Here is a 16,255-nt window from a genome sequence, read left to right as displayed (position 1 = left end):
TTGCCCCGGCATTAATGGCCGGCAATACCTGCATAATGAAAGCCGATCCTAACGTCCCCGGCACTGCCCGGGTATTAACGGAAGCTTTTCACGCTGCCGGCCTGCCGCAGGACGTTATGATTAACCTGCCTCTGGAAACGCCATTGGTAGGCGATGTGATTGATCATCCTGGCATTAAAGCCGTGTCCTTTACCGGTTCCAGCAACGCCGGTAAAAAAGTCGCCGCCAGAGCAGCCGCCGGATTAAAACCCGCGGTCCTTGAACTTGGAGGTTCTGACCCCTGTATCGTGCTGGCCGATGCCGATCTGGATAAAGCCTGCGATGTTATTACCCTGTCGCGCATGATTAATGCCGGCCAGTCCTGCATTGCCGTTAAGCGCCTGATCGTTGAGGAAGCGGTGTACGACAAAGTCTGCGACATGCTCTATGAGCGTTTTACAGCCTTGGCAACCGGTGATCCATTAATTGCTGACTCTCAGGCTCTTGGCCCCATTGCCCGCCGTGATCTGCAGCTCGGGCTGCACGATCAGGTCACCCGCACTATCCAGGCGGGTGCCCGTTGCCTGACCGGTGGTGATTTACCCGGCGGAGAAGGGTTTTTCTATCCACCAACATTATTGGTGGATGTAAAACCGGGTATGGCAGCTTTCACAGAGGAAACTTTCGGTCCGGTACTGGCGGTGATTAAAGCCAAAGACTTTGACCATGCGCTGCAACTGGCGAATGATACCGAATATGGCCTGGGTTCCAGTATCTGGTGTGGTGATCCGCAAAAAGGGGAAATGGCCACGCAAAAACTGCAGGCCGGTCAGGTAGCAGTGAACGGCATCGTAAAAACCGATCCGCGACTGCCTTCCGGTGGTATCGGTTTATCCGGTTACGGACGTGAACTCGGTCCCCACGGCATACGTGAGTTTGTTAATACCAAACAGATCTGGGTAGCCTGACATCTGCGGATGATATTCGTGGCTATGTCCTGAGCCAGATTCACTGCGGTGCATCTGGCTTTTTATTTCCTGTTCCAACGGAACTGAATAATCATTCAGCTATCTCATTGTCCGTCAGTGGCATTCCACTGCATTGGTTGTCAGCGCTTTATGACTTACTCATTTGTCGTTTATCCGCAGAGATAGCATAAAAATCAAAATATTCCGCAATTATTAAATTTAACTCCGTCCCAGAAAACAGCCTAATAATTCATGTAAACGATATCAGTCTGAAATATTTACTACGGTGATTTCACAGCCAGAGGAATATTTAATAAAAAATTAATATTTATTTCATTGGCAGTCTCTGTTTATCGTCACAGCAATCTGAAAGCCAGCATTTTACCGCCTTGAAAAATGTACCATAGCTTCAGTATTTTTCAGCTCTATGTGTGTTCATCGAATTCGCTTTTTACTGCTGTAAAGGAACTGTCACTGCATCCGCGTCCAATTAACTCTTCTATTAATAACCAAGCGGATAAACCATGATCACCCTCCCGGAAAAAACACGACTGGCATTAATCCTTGCCGCCACTATCGGCCTGACTGCCTGCGGTGGCAGCTCTTCCAGCAGTACGTCAGCAGCAGATAATCAAATACCTGATCAGGTCACACCACCAGCAGGCAACGATGACTCCAGCAACAATGTCGATGAACCAGCGCCGGCCGCTGAACGCTATGAACCTCTGGTTGTTGGTGTTCTGCCGGATACTCAGGGCGGCAGTGATGCTCAGGGACAGGATCATGTTGCTACCATTACCATGGAAAAAGTGCTTGATCATCAGCTGGCAGCCGGCGTCGATATTGTTATTCCGGTAGGCGACCTGACAGACGCAGGCTCCGAAGTTGAGTGGGCCGAATGGACTTCCCTCGCTCAGCAGTACCGGGATCAGGGTATCGAATTTTTACCGGTCATGGGCAACCATGAACAGAGCTATGCCTATACCCATAACTGGATTGAAGCCATGCGTCCGTTCATCCCGGAAGATGCTGTGCATATGCCGGGATATGAATGGGTTAACTATTACGTCGTCCGCGAAAACGTGCTGATTTTTGGTCTGGCTTATTACAACCTGCCGGTCGCCATTCACTGGATTGAAAATGCGGTAAAAGAGCATGAAGGTGAATTCGACCATATTGTGGTCGCCAGTCACGATGGTCTGATCGGTGCCAAATACGGCCTGACGATTGAACATATTGTTGAAGGCGCCAAAGACGATGACTGGGTTTACAGCGTTGCTGATGAGATCCGTGAATTCTTCTCTGATCATGACGTTATTTACGTTCAGGGTCATGAGCATCAGTATCAGCGTTCGGTGATTGCCCGCGATAATATGATGAACAACTACCCATCCGGTTCAACCCCAGCCGGTGGCAACTATCGTATGAACATGTACACGCAGATTATGGCCGGTAATGCGTCGTACAAAGGCTATGAATACCGCTTTGGTGAACGCGAACTGGTACAGGCAGTCGTTGCTCAGAAGAACGCCACCAACGAAAAAGGCTCTACACATTTCGACGTTAACTCCAGCATACTGAGTTTTGATAACGACCGTGTCGACTATGTCTCTTATTTTGCTGAACACACCGCCAGCAGTAATGCACCGGATCAGGACTTTACTCCTGATTGGCATCTGATGGATAAATTCAGCCGTACCACCAACCGTTGTGAAACTCTGGTATATCCGTCTTCTGTTCCTGATGGCACGCGCTCAGTGATGGTGTTGCAAACCAGTTATGACACCGATATCTGTCTGGGTACCGATGGTTCTTATGCACAACTGGCGAGTGGCAGTAACGATACCTTTAACCGCACCGACTCCCGCAGCCGTGATCTGGAATTCACACCAGGCTTCAGCCGTGCTGAAACCATGAACGATATGATTCGTCTGGCTTATCAATGGTTATTCCAGCCGCACGAAAGCTGGACACCTAGCCTCAACTCAGAGGTGCGTGTTATGCCAAACGAAGAAGAAGAAAATGTGCTGGATATTCCGGAAGTGACCATGGACCTCAAAGAACATGTCACTCTGAGCTGGACCGACAGCGTTGCGGAAACTGCATCGGATATTCTGATCATCAGCGGCACCCAGAACCAGACCGGTATTTATGAAGGCGACTACGGTGAGCCGAAAGATATCGAACTGTCCTCTGGCGTAACGACCCTGAATGAAGATTATGAACCTGTGGTAAAACCATCCATCATTCTGCCACCAACAGCGACCCGTAACTGGGATATTACGGATGCCGTGGCCGACGCTTATGGCGTTAAATTCTTTGCTCCGGCAACGCTGAGCGCTGATACCGTAACTCTGGGTATTAAAACATCGTCAGGCTGGCAGGCTATGAACAGTGCCGGCTGTGTGATCAGTGGTTACTGGAATGACAGTTATACCGCGGCGGCTCCCACCCGTGATGCTTCCTGTGAAGATCAGCCGGTGGTCGGTTACGACAGCGATGCAAATCAGTGGTGGGCAGTACTCACTGCGGATGCCGAACTGGCACTGATTAATCTGTAAAATTTGCGTTTCTCTACCGGCTGTTTTCTGTTTAATGCACTGAACAGCTGAAAACAGATACAGAAGCGCGAAAAAAAGCCTGCTGCAGGTCCTCTGCAGCAGGCTTTTTCATTTTCAGCCTGTATTAACACATCACTGAAGCATCAGTAATAATTCAGGCAATGCGTACTACTTTGGCGTCGTCTTCCTGTATTTCAAACGGTTGATTAACCGAATCCAGGAAGCACTGTCCCCAGAACGCGATGTCATAATGACGCACAATATCGTATGCCTCACGCAGACGATTGCGCGCTTCGTCTTCATGCAGTGTCAGCGCATGATGGCAGCTGGTCATTAACTCGAACGGATCGTGTGGGTTACACAACACTGCGCCTTTGAGTTCCGCCGCAGCACCGGCAAATTCAGACAGCACCAGGACACCACGACCTTCGGTCATCCCCTGGGTCGCAACGAATTCTTTCGCGACCAGATTGAGACCATCACGCAGCGGTGTAATCCACATCACATCCGCCATGGCGTAATACGCCACCAGACGCTCAAACGGCACCGCACGGAAGAAGAACTGCACAGGAGTCCAGCCGATGCGGGCGAATTTACCGTTAATACGCCCCACCGCCTGCTCAATCTGATTCTGCAGTTTGTTGTAGATGGTCATTTCTTTTGCCGCAGGAACACATACCGTCACCAATGTGACTTTATTCTGCATTTCCGGATACTCATCCAGTAAACGTTCAAACGCTTCCAGTTTTTCCAGAATACCTTTGGTGTAATCCAGACGCTCTACCGACAGGATCAGGCGCTTGCCCGCCAGCTCCTGACGTAACTGCGCCATCAGCTGCTGAATCTCGTTGTTCTCCAGTGCCGAGCTGACCCGGTTAAGATCCAGCCCCACCGGATGCGCACCCAGGCGGATATGACGGCCATGAACTTCAATATCCGTGGTCATTTCATCCAGCCCGACAGCACAGCCATAACTCAGGAAACGCGGCGCACAGTTTTCTTTTTTCAGTACCTTCATCGGCGCAACCCCACGGGCAACATCAACAAAGTTTTCTGACTGGCGCGGAATATGGAAACCAATGTAATCACACTGCAGCAGGCTGCCGACAATATCGCGGCGCCATGGCAGCACATTGAACACGTCTGCTGACGGGAAATACGTGTGATGGAAAAAGGCGATTTTTACATCCGGGCGGATTTCACGCAGATAAGCCGGAACCATCCATAAATTGTAATCGTGAATCCAGATAGTCGCGCCTTCTGCCGCTTCTTCTGCTGCGCGTTCGGCAAACAAACGGTTTACCTTGAGAAACACCTGCCAGTGATCCTCACGGAAGCTGGCACGTTCCCAGAACGTATGCAGCGTTGGCCAGAACGCTTCTTTGGAAAATTTCTTATAAAAAATATCCACATCTTTTTTATTCAGACCGACACGGGCAGCCACCAGATTGGGATATTTTTCTTTATCCACAGTCGTGTGAGTTTCAAATTCACCCAACTTAGGATCGTGAATGGACCAGGCCACCCAGGAGCCTTTTTTACCGTCGGCAAAGAAACTCATCAGCGTGGGAATAATGCCATTTGGTGAGGTTGGATTACGGCGTTTCTGCTTGCCGTTTTCCACATATTCTTCATACGGCAAACGGTGATAGACGATCACCAGATCGGATTTACCCGGCTCTGCCGGCTCACCAATAGCAGCTTCAATACCCGCTTCGCCAAGGAAACCAAAATGAGAGAAGGATTCCAGAATACCACCACAGCCCGGCTCTTTGGCATGGTAGACCATGGCCTGGCCCTCTGTAGCTTCCAGCAGACCGGCTTCCGAACGACCGACGCAGACACCCTTGAAGTCATGCTGATACATCGACAGATCGTTCAGCGTATCGCCTGCGACCAGCACATCGCGGGAATCAACCCCAAGATGATTCATCAGGGCTTTCAGTGTGGCGCCTTTATTCACGTCTCTTGGCAGAAAATCGAGATACCAGCCGGCGGAATACAGTACATCACAGTTCAGTTTTTCGCCGATCTCATAGATCTCGTCGGTGATGGCTTCCGGCTTGCAGAAATAAGAACAGCGGCGTTCCTGCGGCACATCCTGACGGGTCAGGCCGGGAATATGCTCCAGCGCTTCGACAATCGCGTACTCGCCGGGCCATTTGTCTTCCACCTGTTGCTGCACTTCGTAAACAGGTTGCAGGTTTTCGCCATCGACCACGGTACAGCCTACATCGCTGATGATGTATTCAGGTTTGGGAATGGCCGGGTCGGCCAGCAGGGGCATGACGGATTCCAGACCACGGCCGGTAACGAACACCAGACGGATCTCGGGATGTGAAGCGATCAGTTGATACAGTTGATGGCGTTGTTCACTGTCTCCACCTAAAAAAGTGCCATCCAGATCTGTTGCTAACAACATAGCAGTCTCTCCTTACGGGTCCTGACGCAGAGCAAAGGCGAACCGGAGCTCTGGCTGAATTACGTATCGGGAGACTGACCGCTGGGGGCGACGTCTGCGCTGAAAGGGGGTTATGAGTAACTTCGATGAAGGCTGTGGTCAGCAGACTAAAGGTCAGCAACACAGCGAGGTTACTACAGAGTTATCCATAACCACCTGAGCAGAACGCTTGGACAGTCCAGTGGTGCTAACCACTGCTTTCCCGATACTGCTCTTCGACGGAATCTTCATTGGCCGATGTGGAGATATTCTCCCCATCTTCCTCCGGCAACATTTCGAGCACCGTAGGCGTAGTACGCACCATGGGAACGAAAGGTGCCGGGCTTTCCGGCGACTCTGTTTTTTCTTGATGCAAATATTGCACCGCGACCATAGCTAACGTACCCAGGGTCGCTGCAAAGTAGGCAGGCAGGGCCTGCGGGCCGGTCATGGCCATCAGCCAACCTGAGACCGCCGGACCGACCGCTGCACCAAGTCCGTGCACTAACAGCAGGGCACTGCCCCCTGCGAGGATATCTTTGTGTTCCAGATGATCCACCAGATGCGCCACCGCCAACGGATAGACTGCGAAAGCAAGACCACCGTAGATGGCAATCGCCAGCATTACCCAGTTGCCCACTGAAGACAGCACCGCCAGCAGAGCAGCAGCCATCACCGACGCACAGGCTACAACCGCCAGCACCAGACGGCGGTCATGGGTATCCGAGTAACGTCCAAGCGGATACTGCAGCAGCACACCACCAAGAATACCGCAGGTCATAAACATCGCCACGCCCTGGGTGTCCAGACCAATACGTCCGGCGTAGAGCGCGCTCATCCCCCAGAAGGCGCCCATCGCCAGACCAGACAGCAGCGCACCGTATAAAGCGACCGGCGCAATGTTAAAAAGTTTCTTCAGCGGCAGACGTTGCACATCCTGTACTTCCGGCTGTGACACCCGCGTCCAGGTGACCGGTAACAGACTGAGGGTCACCAGAATGGATGCCACGGCGAAGAAACCGAAGCCGCTGATTTCACCAAACTGAAGAAACTGTTGCGCCAGCGCCAGCGCTGCCAGGTTAACCACCATATACACCGCAAAGATTCGCCCACGCTGCTCTGGCGGCGTCTGCGCATTCAGCCAGCTTTCGATAATGGTATAGAGAATCACCAGAGCGGTGCCGGTCAGCACCCTGCTAAGCCCCCAACCCCAAGGATTAATGAAGAGTTCATGCAGGAGCACAGAACAGGCAACCAGTGCAGCACAGAAAGCAAAGGCACGGATATGCCCCATACGGCTGATCAGTGGTAACGCGAGGAAAGTGCCGATGAAAAAACCGACGAAATAGCCTGACATGATCAGACCCATGCTGCCGTCACTGAACCCTTCCTGCACACCACGCAGCGCCAGCAGCGTATTCAGCAATCCTGTCCCCATCAGCAGTAGGGCAGCCCCCATCAGCAGGGCGGTAACCGGAATGATCAATGGCAGCATAATGTGCTCCTTTACCTCGCGTGCGGTGTGTGGCGTTCTGTCAGTGCGCAGACTGTCAGCTATAAAAACCATAAAAGCCCTGACCTCTCTCCGCAAATGTCAGGCCCGGATAATTCCAACTGCCCACATTGCGCAATTCAGGCCAATGACTGCGGAACCCCACAGAAACACGGGCTTGCGGGAACTTTCATTAATATCAGGTTACATATTAGTGGCCTTATTTGATAACTCTGTTGCAAGTCAACGAGACAATCGCTTTCGTAGCCGGGGCAAAGTTGCCACGGTTTGACCAATGTGGGCTTTTCGGGTATTTTGCGCCGCATAAACTCCGGCCACGGGATTCCTCTCTGAGAACCGCAACGAAGCGGTTTGCGCCTGCACCCTTTTATCGTTTTACCGGGTCAGATCGGCACAGACAGCATCACAGTGGCACCCTGCATCAGCCCCCGTTCCCCCTCAGAAGCGATCTCCAGATTGCTGGCCCGGGCTGAGCAAAGAAGGATTGTTAATTTCACACTAATATTGAGTTACCGGGCGCTCTGTTTTCACCCAGACAGCGATGCCTGACAATGGAAGTGTGGAATATACATTAGTAGTAACCGCTCTCTGATCAGTTGTCTGTCATCAGCCAGCTGTGTATAAAGCGGTCGTCTTCCGCTGTCGCAGATCTATACCCTGGTTCTGCAAAACTCTGGGCCAAAAGCCCTCTGCCGGCGGATTCTGCACCTGCAGATTTTGATTTTCTGACTTAAAGGCGAAATCCCGATGACTATACAAAAGGTCGATGTGCTCCTTGTCGGAGGCGGGGTCATGAGTGCCACCCTAGGCACGCTGCTTACCAAGCTGGACCCTTCACTCAACATCACCATGGTCGAACGTCTCGATCATGTTGCTCACGAAAGTACCGACGGCTGGAATAATGCCGGTACTGGCCACGCAGGCTACTGCGAACTGAACTACACACCGGAAGACGCTCAGGGCAATGTAACGATTGACCGTGCTCTGACCATCAATGCCAACTTCGAAGTATCTCTCCAGCTGTGGAGTCATATGGTCGAAAAAGGCGCCCTCCCTGAACCATCCAATTTCATCAACTCTACCCCGCATATGAGCTTCGTATGGGGCGATGCTAACGTTGCTTTCCTGCGTCAGCGTCATGAGAAGATGAGTGCTCATCACCAGTTCCGTGAAATGGAATTCAGTGAAGATCCGGAAGTTCTGAAAGAGTGGATGCCGCTGGTGATGGCAGGCCGTGACTCTTCTGAAAAAGTCGCTGCTACCCGTGTTATGCATGGTGCCGACGTCGATTACGGTTCGCTGACCCGTCATCTGGTTAAGCGTATGACTGAGAAAGAAAACTTCAGTCTGCTGCTGGAACATCAGGTTGAAGATTTCAAACACGAAAAAGATGGCAGCTGGACAATCACCATCGAAGATCGCAAAACCGGCAAAGATAAAGTCATCAATGCAGGCTTTGTATTCCTCGGCGCCGGTGGTGGTGCACTGCCTCTGCTGCAGGCTTCTGACATTGATGAAGCGAAAGGCTACGGTGGTTTCCCGGTATCCGGCCAATGGCTGGTCTGTAAGAATCCGGAAATTGTTAAGCAGCACCACGCCAAAGTGTATGGTAAAGCTGCGATTGGTGCGCCACCGATGTCTGTGCCTCACCTCGACACCCGTATCATCAACGGCGAACCTGCCCTGCTGTTCGGACCTTACGCTGGTTTCACCACTAAGTTCCTGAAAGAAGGTTCGAAAATGGACCTGATCAAATCGGTCAGCGCCACTAACCTTATTCCGATGATGTCCGTGGGTATCCACAACATGGATCTGACCAAATATCTGATCAGTGAAGTGATGCAGTCTCATTCAGACCGGGTTGAAACCCTGCGCGGTTATTTCCCTGAGTGTAAAGACAGCGACTGGACTCTGGCAGAAGCTGGCCAGCGCGTTCAGGTCATCAAGAAAGACGCCAAAGGCAAAGGTAAACTGGAATTCGGTACTGAAATGGTTGCGGCCAAAGACGGTACACTTGCAGCTCTGCTGGGCGCATCTCCAGGCGCATCCGTTGCGGCCAAGGCTATGCTGGAAGTACTTGAACGCTGCTTCCCTGAGCAAATGAAAAATGGTTGGGCTGCCACCCTGAAAGAAATCATTCCTTCTTATGGCGAAGATCTGACCAAAAACGAAGAGTTGCTGTTAAGCATCCGCGAACGCACCCTGTCGACTCTGAACCTGAAATAAAAGCCCTTTTTTAACCGCCTTTATTTCAGATTTAAAACCCGCCCCAGCGAACGCTGCGGCGGGTTTTTTATTGCTGTTTTTTTTATTGCCGTTATCTGCCGCTCTTTTTTGCTTTACAGCCGTGCAGAATATCCCCAAGCGCACATCTGTCTGAGCGAAATGTCCCTAGAAAATGGCAGCGGGCAGCGTTAAAGTGCAATCGCGGCCAGCAGAACAGCTTCCTGCACTTCAATCGCTGCCCCTAAAGTATCACCGGTGCAGCCACCAATCCGTTTCATCATAATCTGTCTGGCCAGCGCAATCAGCGTCAGCCACAAAGCCAGAATAAATATCGCCTGCGTCTGCAACAGCACAACACAGGTAACGGCGATCATGACAGCAATAACAACACAGCGCGTTACCGTAGCGCCCTGCAGTAATGCCGATGCCAGACCTTCACTGCGAACGTAAGGTGTCGTCGCCAGAAAGCCCAACACACTGCTGCGCGCCATCACCGGCACCAGAATCAAGCCGCCACAAAGCAGCCAGCTATTGCCAATACCATGATTCAGAGTCTGTTCAAACAAGGCACATATGGCAGCGAATTTAATCAGCAGAGTGATGATCAATACCGTTACCCCCATGGGGCCGGACTGCGGATCTTTCATAATCGCCAGCGTTTTTTCTTTACTGCCCAGACCACCCACCCAGGCATCGGCACTGTCAGCCAGGCCATCGAGATGCAGTGCGCCGGAAAAAAATACCCAGATCGCCAGTACTAACGCAGCCAGCAACAGAGATGATACCTGCGGGTTATAAACAACGCAGCCCAGAGTGAACAGCAGCAGCGTCGTGCCCAGCAATAGGCCGACGACGGGATAAAAAATTAATGACGCGGCAGCCACCTGCGCATTGGTACGTTTTAAATAAGGCACTGGCAGGCGGGTAAGAAATGCCATGGCATACCAGAATGCCCAACCATATAAATTCACCATGTGTAACGTCCTGATATTCCAGAGGCCGGCGTAACTGCCAAACAGACTGTCGGTTGTGCTTTATCATTTATGCAGCGTATTGGTTGCTGCTTCCGTTTTATTGCTGCTGTTGTTCTTGTTGTTCCTGTAGTTGTCTTTCCTGCTGCTCATGCGCAGGCTGCTGACGCTCAGTGTAATTGGCAATATCCGAAGGCGAATGCAGCTTGCCTCTGTCCAGCACTGAGCCGTCCATCATTTCCAGCGTTACCCACGGAGCGTATTCTTCGTTATATTCCAGCTGATCGACTTTAAAGCGCAGCAGTGCCGCATAAGGAACCGATAAACGGCTCATGGCTTCCGGCGATAAGCTCATCAGATGCTGGGTCAGTGCGCGGATAACACCGCCGTGACACACCAGCAGAATATGTTTACCGGCGTGCTGCTCCAGAAGAGTATTCCAGGCGTTCAGCAGGCGTTGCTGAAAATCAGTAAAGGCTTCGCCGCCGGGGGCACAGAAGGCAAACGGATCAGCCCACAGCTGCGTCACCTGCAATTCATTTTCTGCCAGCACCTCTTTCACCGGTCGCCCTTCCCACTCGCCGAAATGAATTTCCATCCATTCATCGGCAATGGTCAGTGGCAGATTCAGTTCTTCAGACAATTGGTCTGCCGCTTCCGCGCAGCGCTGCAAAGGTGAGCTGATGATATGATCCCAATCACTGGCATGGCGGCGCAGACGTTCATGAAATTGCCAGTGGCCAAGCTCAGTTAATGGCGGGTTCACATGACCACGGAAAACATCACCGCCGCCGGGTTCTCCATGCCGGATCAGGTCGATGCGGGTTACTTTGTGATGGCCATGATCAGCGCTCATTGTTTACTCCCCGGAAGAGACTTCAGCTTCAGCAAAGGTTGCCATGTTGTTATGCAGCGCCAGCGCCTGACGGATAATACCCACCGCCATTGCAGCGCCAGAGCCTTCGCCCAGACGCATACCTAACTGCACCAGCGGCTGTGCCTGCAATACCTCCAGCAACACCCTGTGCCCCGGTTCAGCAGAACTGTGACCAAACAGCATCCAGCTGCGCACCGATGGATTGGCTTTTACCGCAAACAAAGCGGCAGCAGTGGCAATAAAACCATCAACGAGCAGCGGAATACCCAGCTGCGCCGCGCGCAGATAAAACCCGGCCATAGCGGCGACTTCCAGACCACCACACTGCTGCAACGCGGCAAAAGGCGAGTCCACTAATGGACGGGCGCGGGCCACACTGGCAGCCAGAACCTGCTGCTTATGACTGAGGGCTTCGCCCTGCACGCCGGTGCCCGGCCCTACCAGAGCGTTAACATCCTGATCGAGCAGCAGGGCGCTTAAGCAACTGGCAGCGGAGGTATTGCCGATCCCCATTTCACCGGCGATCAGCAGCTCACTGCCGCCCGCAGCCAGACGCTCCGCCTGTTCTTTGCCGATGGCCAGCGCCGCTTCAGTCTGCTCTGTCGTCATCGCAGCCTGTTGCGAAAAATCGGCCGTGCCGGCCATCACCGGGCGCTGAATCACCCCCGGCAGCGTATCGCAGGGAATGGCGGTGCCACAGTTCACCACCGCCAGCGGCATCTGGTGATAAGCGGCCAGCACCGCCACCGCTGCTCCGCCGGCGACAAAATTCTTCAGCATCTCTACCGTCACCGCCTGAGGGAAAGCAGAAACACCCTGCGCCACCACACCATGATCACCGGCAAACACCACCGCCGCCGGTTTCTCCAGCTGCGGTTTCACCTGCCCCTGAAAACCAGCAAACGAAATGGCGATGTCTTCCAGCGCGCCCAGCGAACCCGGTGGTTTGGTCAGCTGATTCTGGCGCTCACTGGCCTGCTGACGGATGTCGCTGTTGATTGTCGCGGCGGCTTCAGACCACCAGCCTGTCTGTGTCATGGTTTTCGTTTCCTGTATCGGTCAGTCATTCGTGTTTATTTCGTTCGGCGAACAGAAGCTGCCTCACATTAAGCTGATGCAGCTTATTTCACCCGCATCGGGATGCCGGCGACCACCAGGGTTACGCCGTCCGCCATTTGCGCAATGCTTTGATGCAGCCAGCCGCTTTCATCAACAAAACGGCGGCTGAGGTCGCCCATAGGGACAATGCCATAGCCCACTTCGTTACTCACCAGCAGCACAGTGCGGCTGCCGTCAGCCTGCATCTTTGCCAGCGTATCCAGCAAAGCCTGCCGCTCAGCAGGCCAACACTGCGGGTCTTCGTGCAGCAGGCAGTTGGTCACCCATAATGTCAGGCAGTCCACCAGAATCAGTGCGTCAGCGGGGGCCTGCTCAATGGCTGCAGCCAGTTGCAGCGGTTGTTCAATGGTCAGCCAGTGAGCCGGGCGGCGGTTGCGGTGATGCTCAATTCGTTGATCCATCTCGCTATCCAGCGCCTGAGCTGTGGCAATATACGCCACAGATGCGCGGCTGTCGCAGGCCTGCTGCTCAGCATAACGGCTCTTGCCGGAGCGGGCGCCACCGAGAATCAGCTGAATTCCTGTCATGGGTTTTCCTGTATCTGGGTCTAAACTTAGTGAAACCAGCAATTATCAGGGACATGCTTATGAGCACACAAACACCGGATTCCACGCCTGAACAACGTATGCACCCCAGGGCCATACTTAAAAGCAGCGTGAGTGTATTTGATGACAACAGCAAGGAATACCTCGGACTGCTGGTCGACTGCTCAGAACAGGGCATCATGATCTCGACCTATGATGCACTGACCCCAGGCACCAGCCTGGCGCTGGCGCTGGTTGATATCCCGCCTAACATCAATGGCCGCCGCACCGGCAGCTGCCGCGCTGAAGTGGTCTGGTGTGACAAGATCACCCCCAGCCTGTACGGCACCGGCTGCCGCATTGCCGAGGTAGACGATATGCTCGACACCATGATGAAAAGCTACCATCAGGCCTGAGCCCTACTCACATTGCCCGCACAGTCCCTGCCTGCGCGCAGGGCAGGTGCCAGACATCCCGGATTCCCTTACACTGCCCTAAATCCACAGATAAACGGCTGACTATGCTGCAGTTCGGAATCGACCTGGGCGGGACCAAAACCGAAATTATCGTGCTTGATGCCGAGGGCAATACCCTGCTGCGCGAGCGCTCCCCTACCCCCAGCCACAGCTATACTGACATTGTTCACAATATCACCCGGATGGTAAAGGCAGCGCACAGCGCCACCGGCAACCGTGACTTTACCCTGGGGATAGGCATTCCTGGTGCCATGAGCCCGGCCACCGGCCTGGTGAAAAATGCCAACACCACCTGTCTTATCGGCCAGGACCTGCAGGGCGACCTGCAACGTGCCATCGGCTGCCCGGTAACCATCGCCAACGATGCGGATTGCTTCGCGCTGTCAGAAGCCTCTGACGGCGCAGGAGCGGGCTATGGCAATGTCTTCGCGGTGATCATAGGCACAGGCTGTGGCGGCGGCTGGGTGGTCAATGGCGGTCTGGTCAGTGGTCCCAACGCGATTGCCGGTGAATGGGGTCATAATCCGCTGCTGTGGCGTGCTGACAGTGACAGCCAGATCGACTGTTACTGTGGCCAGAAAGGCTGCCTCGAGACCCTGCTGTCCGGCACCGGCCTGCGTCAGCAGGCAGCCAAAGAAACCGGGGTGGAGCAGCCAGCTCAGTTATGGCAACAGGCCGCTGAAGCCGGCGATACTCAGGCCATTGAGGTTCTGAACAACTATTACCTGCGTCTGGCCAAAGCGCTGTCCGGCGTGATCAACCTGATGGACCCGCACGTCATCGTACTGGGTGGCGGTGTCTCCAATATGCCGGGAATCTATGAAGCCGTACCACGCCTGTGGCGCGATTACGTCTTCTCCGACACCGTCGTGACACCACTGAAACAGGCGCAGCACGGTGACTCCAGCGGCGTGCGCGGCGCCGCGTGGCTGGGTGCTAAGAATAGTGCCCGCTAAGCTTCCATTGACCTGAGAACGGCAAAATGAAAATCGGAGAAGCATCGGCCATCACCGGCCTGAGCTGCAAAGCGATCCGCCTGTATGAGCAACAGGGGCTGATCAAACCCGCACGCAAAGGCAAATACCGCTCCTTCAACAGCAAGGATATCGACCTGCTGCTGCTGATCGGCGAAGCCCGCCGCCTTGAGATTCCTCTCCTGCGTCTGCGCAGTGCTATCAAAGATGCTGACCGCCCGGACTGGCCAGCCGTGCGGATTCTGCTGACGGAACTGCAGCAGGAAACAGAACGTGAGATTGCCGCGCAACAGCAACGGCTGCACAGTATCGGTCTGTGTCTGGCCGAACTTCATCAGTGCCCGCTGCAGGGCATTAACTCTGCACCCGACCTTGACTCTGCCCCATAGGGCAAGGTGCATACTGCGGTCCTGTGAATCTTATTAAGAAAGGAAAACCGCATGGCCGGACACATCGTTATCCTCAATGGACACCCGGATCAGCAGCGCCTCTGTGGCGCACTGGCAGACCGCTTTCAGAAAGGTGCAGAACAGCACAGCAGCATTACCCGCTTTGATCTTGCCGACATGGCATTCGACGCCAACCTGGCGCATGGCTATCAACAGATACAGCCGCTGGAAGAGGATCTACTTGCATTGCGCCAGGCCATAACCGACTGCGACCATCTGGTCATCGTCGCGCCGGTCTGGTGGGGTGGCATTCCGGCACGACTGAAAGGACTGATCGACCGCACTTTTCTGCCAGGCTTTGCCTTCCGCTATGAAGCAAATCAAACCCTGCCCACGCAACTCCTCAAAGGCCGGCGGGCGACACTGTTATTCACGCTGGACACCCCGCCCTGGTATTTCCGCTGGGTGCAGAAAGCGCCGGCGGTATATCAGCTGGATAAAGCCACGTTAAGCTTCAGCGGTTTCCGGCCCGTAAAAACCCTGCTGTTCGGACCTGTGATCAAAGCCAGCGAACAACGCATCGACCAATGGCTGCAACAGGCAGAAAGCCTGGGCTTAAAGGCAGGAGTTAAAGGCAGGAGTTAAAGGCAGAGCAATAAAATAAAAGAACAATAACAGCGTGGAATGGGCTGTCAGCTAACCCGTTCCGGCTGCGCCTGTTGTTCATTCTGATGGCGCATCAGAATCAGCACCAGCACCACCGACGGAATACCCAGCACAGCAGCCACAACGAAGAATTCAGCGTAGCCAAAACCGTCCACCACCATGCCTGAGAAGCCACTGATGAATTTACCCGGCAGGGTCATCAGCGAGCTGAACAGCGCGTATTGCGTGGCGGTGTAATGGCGGTTGGCCATGCTCGACAGGTAAGCCACAAACGCCGTACTGGCGATACCACCTGACAGGTTATCGGCACTGATCACTGCCGCGAGCCAGCCCAGTGGCGGCGTGCCCTCATGCAATGCCATCAGGGCAAACAACAGATTGGTTGAGGCCACCATCACCGCCCCCAGCAACAGCGGCCGCATAATGCCAAACCGCACCACCAGCACACCGCACAGCAGCGAGCCGAAAATGGTCATAAAGAAGCCGAAGAATTTGGCCACGCTGGCGATTTCTGATTTGCTGAAACCCAGATCGAGATAGAAAGGATTGGCCATCACCCCCATGGTGATGTC

At 53.7% G+C, this 16,255-nt stretch carries 14 protein-coding genes; 7 read left to right on the top strand and 7 right to left on the bottom strand.

Features of this window, described 5'->3' with window-relative positions:
* A partial coding sequence (locus B2Z72_RS05100) for an aldehyde dehydrogenase family protein (RefSeq protein ID WP_297004295.1) occupies positions 1-947 on the top strand: 947 nt, incomplete at its 5' end.
* 524 nt (positions 948-1,471) lie between these two features.
* A complete protein-coding gene (locus B2Z72_RS05095; protein ID WP_296983870.1) occupies positions 1,472-3,508 on the top strand; it encodes a metallophosphoesterase family protein in 2,037 nt (678 codons plus the stop codon).
* Between the two features lie 154 nt (positions 3,509-3,662).
* On the opposite strand, the gene ggpS is transcribed toward B2Z72_RS05095, so the two are convergent.
* A complete protein-coding gene (gene ggpS, locus B2Z72_RS05090) occupies positions 3,663-5,930 on the bottom strand; it encodes a glucosylglycerol-phosphate synthase (RefSeq protein ID WP_296983868.1) in 2,268 nt (755 codons plus the stop codon).
* Positions 5,931-6,156: 226 nt separating this feature from the next.
* Entirely contained in the window at positions 6,157-7,443 is a 1,287-nt protein-coding gene (locus B2Z72_RS05085) for an MFS transporter (protein WP_296983867.1), read from the bottom strand.
* Positions 7,444-8,208: 765 nt separating this feature from the next.
* Here B2Z72_RS05085 and mqo point away from each other — a divergent pair.
* Entirely contained in the window at positions 8,209-9,687 is a 1,479-nt protein-coding gene (gene mqo / locus B2Z72_RS05080; RefSeq protein WP_296983866.1) for a malate dehydrogenase (quinone), read from the top strand.
* A gap of 188 nt (positions 9,688-9,875) precedes the next feature.
* Here mqo and cobS read toward each other — a convergent pair whose 3' ends face one another.
* The 4 genes from cobS to cobU form a co-directional block, all read right to left on the bottom strand.
* A complete protein-coding gene (cobS, locus tag B2Z72_RS05075) occupies positions 9,876-10,661 on the bottom strand; it encodes an adenosylcobinamide-GDP ribazoletransferase (RefSeq protein ID WP_296983864.1) in 786 nt (261 codons plus the stop codon).
* A gap of 97 nt (positions 10,662-10,758) precedes the next feature.
* Complete coding sequence (locus tag B2Z72_RS05070) at positions 10,759-11,514, bottom strand: histidine phosphatase family protein (protein ID WP_296983862.1); 756 nt, start codon at positions 11,512-11,514, stop codon at positions 10,759-10,761.
* A gap of 3 nt (positions 11,515-11,517) precedes the next feature.
* The gene (gene cobT, locus B2Z72_RS05065; protein ID WP_296983861.1) at positions 11,518-12,573 is read right to left on the bottom strand and encodes a nicotinate-nucleotide--dimethylbenzimidazole phosphoribosyltransferase; all 1,056 of its coding nucleotides are present in this window, start codon (positions 12,571-12,573) and stop codon (positions 11,518-11,520) included.
* Between the two features lie 83 nt (positions 12,574-12,656).
* Positions 12,657-13,181, bottom strand: a complete 525-nt coding sequence (gene cobU, locus B2Z72_RS05060; RefSeq protein WP_296983859.1) for a bifunctional adenosylcobinamide kinase/adenosylcobinamide-phosphate guanylyltransferase — start codon at positions 13,179-13,181, stop codon at positions 12,657-12,659.
* Between the two features lie 59 nt (positions 13,182-13,240).
* Between cobU and B2Z72_RS05055 the strand changes: the two genes are divergently transcribed.
* The 4 genes from B2Z72_RS05055 (at position 13,241) to B2Z72_RS05040 (ending at position 15,662) form a co-directional block, all read left to right on the top strand.
* Positions 13,241-13,594 (top strand): PilZ domain-containing protein, encoded by a 354-nt coding sequence (locus tag B2Z72_RS05055; RefSeq protein WP_296983857.1) that lies wholly within the window; start codon positions 13,241-13,243, stop codon positions 13,592-13,594.
* 104 nt (positions 13,595-13,698) lie between these two features.
* Positions 13,699-14,610, top strand: coding sequence for an ROK family protein (locus B2Z72_RS05050; protein WP_296983856.1), 912 nt, complete (start codon positions 13,699-13,701; stop codon positions 14,608-14,610).
* Between the two features lie 26 nt (positions 14,611-14,636).
* A complete protein-coding gene (locus tag B2Z72_RS05045; RefSeq protein ID WP_296983855.1) occupies positions 14,637-15,017 on the top strand; it encodes a MerR family transcriptional regulator in 381 nt (126 codons plus the stop codon).
* A 51-nt stretch (positions 15,018-15,068) separates the two neighbouring features.
* Positions 15,069-15,662: an NAD(P)H-dependent oxidoreductase gene (locus tag B2Z72_RS05040; RefSeq protein ID WP_296983854.1), complete on the top strand. Its 594-nt coding sequence runs from the start codon at positions 15,069-15,071 to the stop codon at positions 15,660-15,662.
* Positions 15,663-15,709: 47 nt separating this feature from the next.
* On the opposite strand, the gene B2Z72_RS05035 is transcribed toward B2Z72_RS05040, so the two are convergent.
* Positions 15,710-16,255 (bottom strand): MFS transporter (locus B2Z72_RS05035; protein ID WP_297004292.1); only part of this gene is annotated, 546 nt, incomplete at its 5' end.

Source organism: Thalassolituus sp. UBA6592, from assembly GCF_002433655.1.
In the GTDB taxonomy this organism is placed as follows: domain Bacteria; phylum Pseudomonadota; class Gammaproteobacteria; order Pseudomonadales; family Oceanobacteraceae; genus Venatoribacter.
Note: the sequence above shows the minus strand (reverse complement) of the source record. Positions and strands in the feature narration are given on the sequence as shown.

What these genes read in the sequence shown, in the direction of transcription:
- B2Z72_RS05095 (WP_296983870.1), top strand. Translation starts at nt 1,472, where the DNA reads ATGATCACCCTCCCGGAAAAAACACGACTGGCATTAATCCTTGCCGCC.
- ggpS (WP_296983868.1), bottom strand. Translation starts at nt 5,930, where the DNA reads ATGTTGTTAGCAACAGATCTGGATGGCACTTTTTTAGGTGGAGACAGT.
- B2Z72_RS05085 (WP_296983867.1), bottom strand. Translation starts at nt 7,443, where the DNA reads ATGCTGCCATTGATCATTCCGGTTACCGCCCTGCTGATGGGGGCTGCC.
- mqo (WP_296983866.1), top strand. Translation starts at nt 8,209, where the DNA reads ATGACTATACAAAAGGTCGATGTGCTCCTTGTCGGAGGCGGGGTCATG.
- cobS (WP_296983864.1), bottom strand. Translation starts at nt 10,661, where the DNA reads ATGGTGAATTTATATGGTTGGGCATTCTGGTATGCCATGGCATTTCTT.
- B2Z72_RS05070 (WP_296983862.1), bottom strand. Translation starts at nt 11,514, where the DNA reads ATGAGCGCTGATCATGGCCATCACAAAGTAACCCGCATCGACCTGATC.
- cobT (WP_296983861.1), bottom strand. Translation starts at nt 12,573, where the DNA reads ATGACACAGACAGGCTGGTGGTCTGAAGCCGCCGCGACAATCAACAGC.
- cobU (WP_296983859.1), bottom strand. Translation starts at nt 13,181, where the DNA reads ATGACAGGAATTCAGCTGATTCTCGGTGGCGCCCGCTCCGGCAAGAGC.
- B2Z72_RS05055 (WP_296983857.1), top strand. Translation starts at nt 13,241, where the DNA reads ATGAGCACACAAACACCGGATTCCACGCCTGAACAACGTATGCACCCC.
- B2Z72_RS05050 (WP_296983856.1), top strand. Translation starts at nt 13,699, where the DNA reads ATGCTGCAGTTCGGAATCGACCTGGGCGGGACCAAAACCGAAATTATC.
- B2Z72_RS05045 (WP_296983855.1), top strand. Translation starts at nt 14,637, where the DNA reads ATGAAAATCGGAGAAGCATCGGCCATCACCGGCCTGAGCTGCAAAGCG.
- B2Z72_RS05040 (WP_296983854.1), top strand. Translation starts at nt 15,069, where the DNA reads ATGGCCGGACACATCGTTATCCTCAATGGACACCCGGATCAGCAGCGC.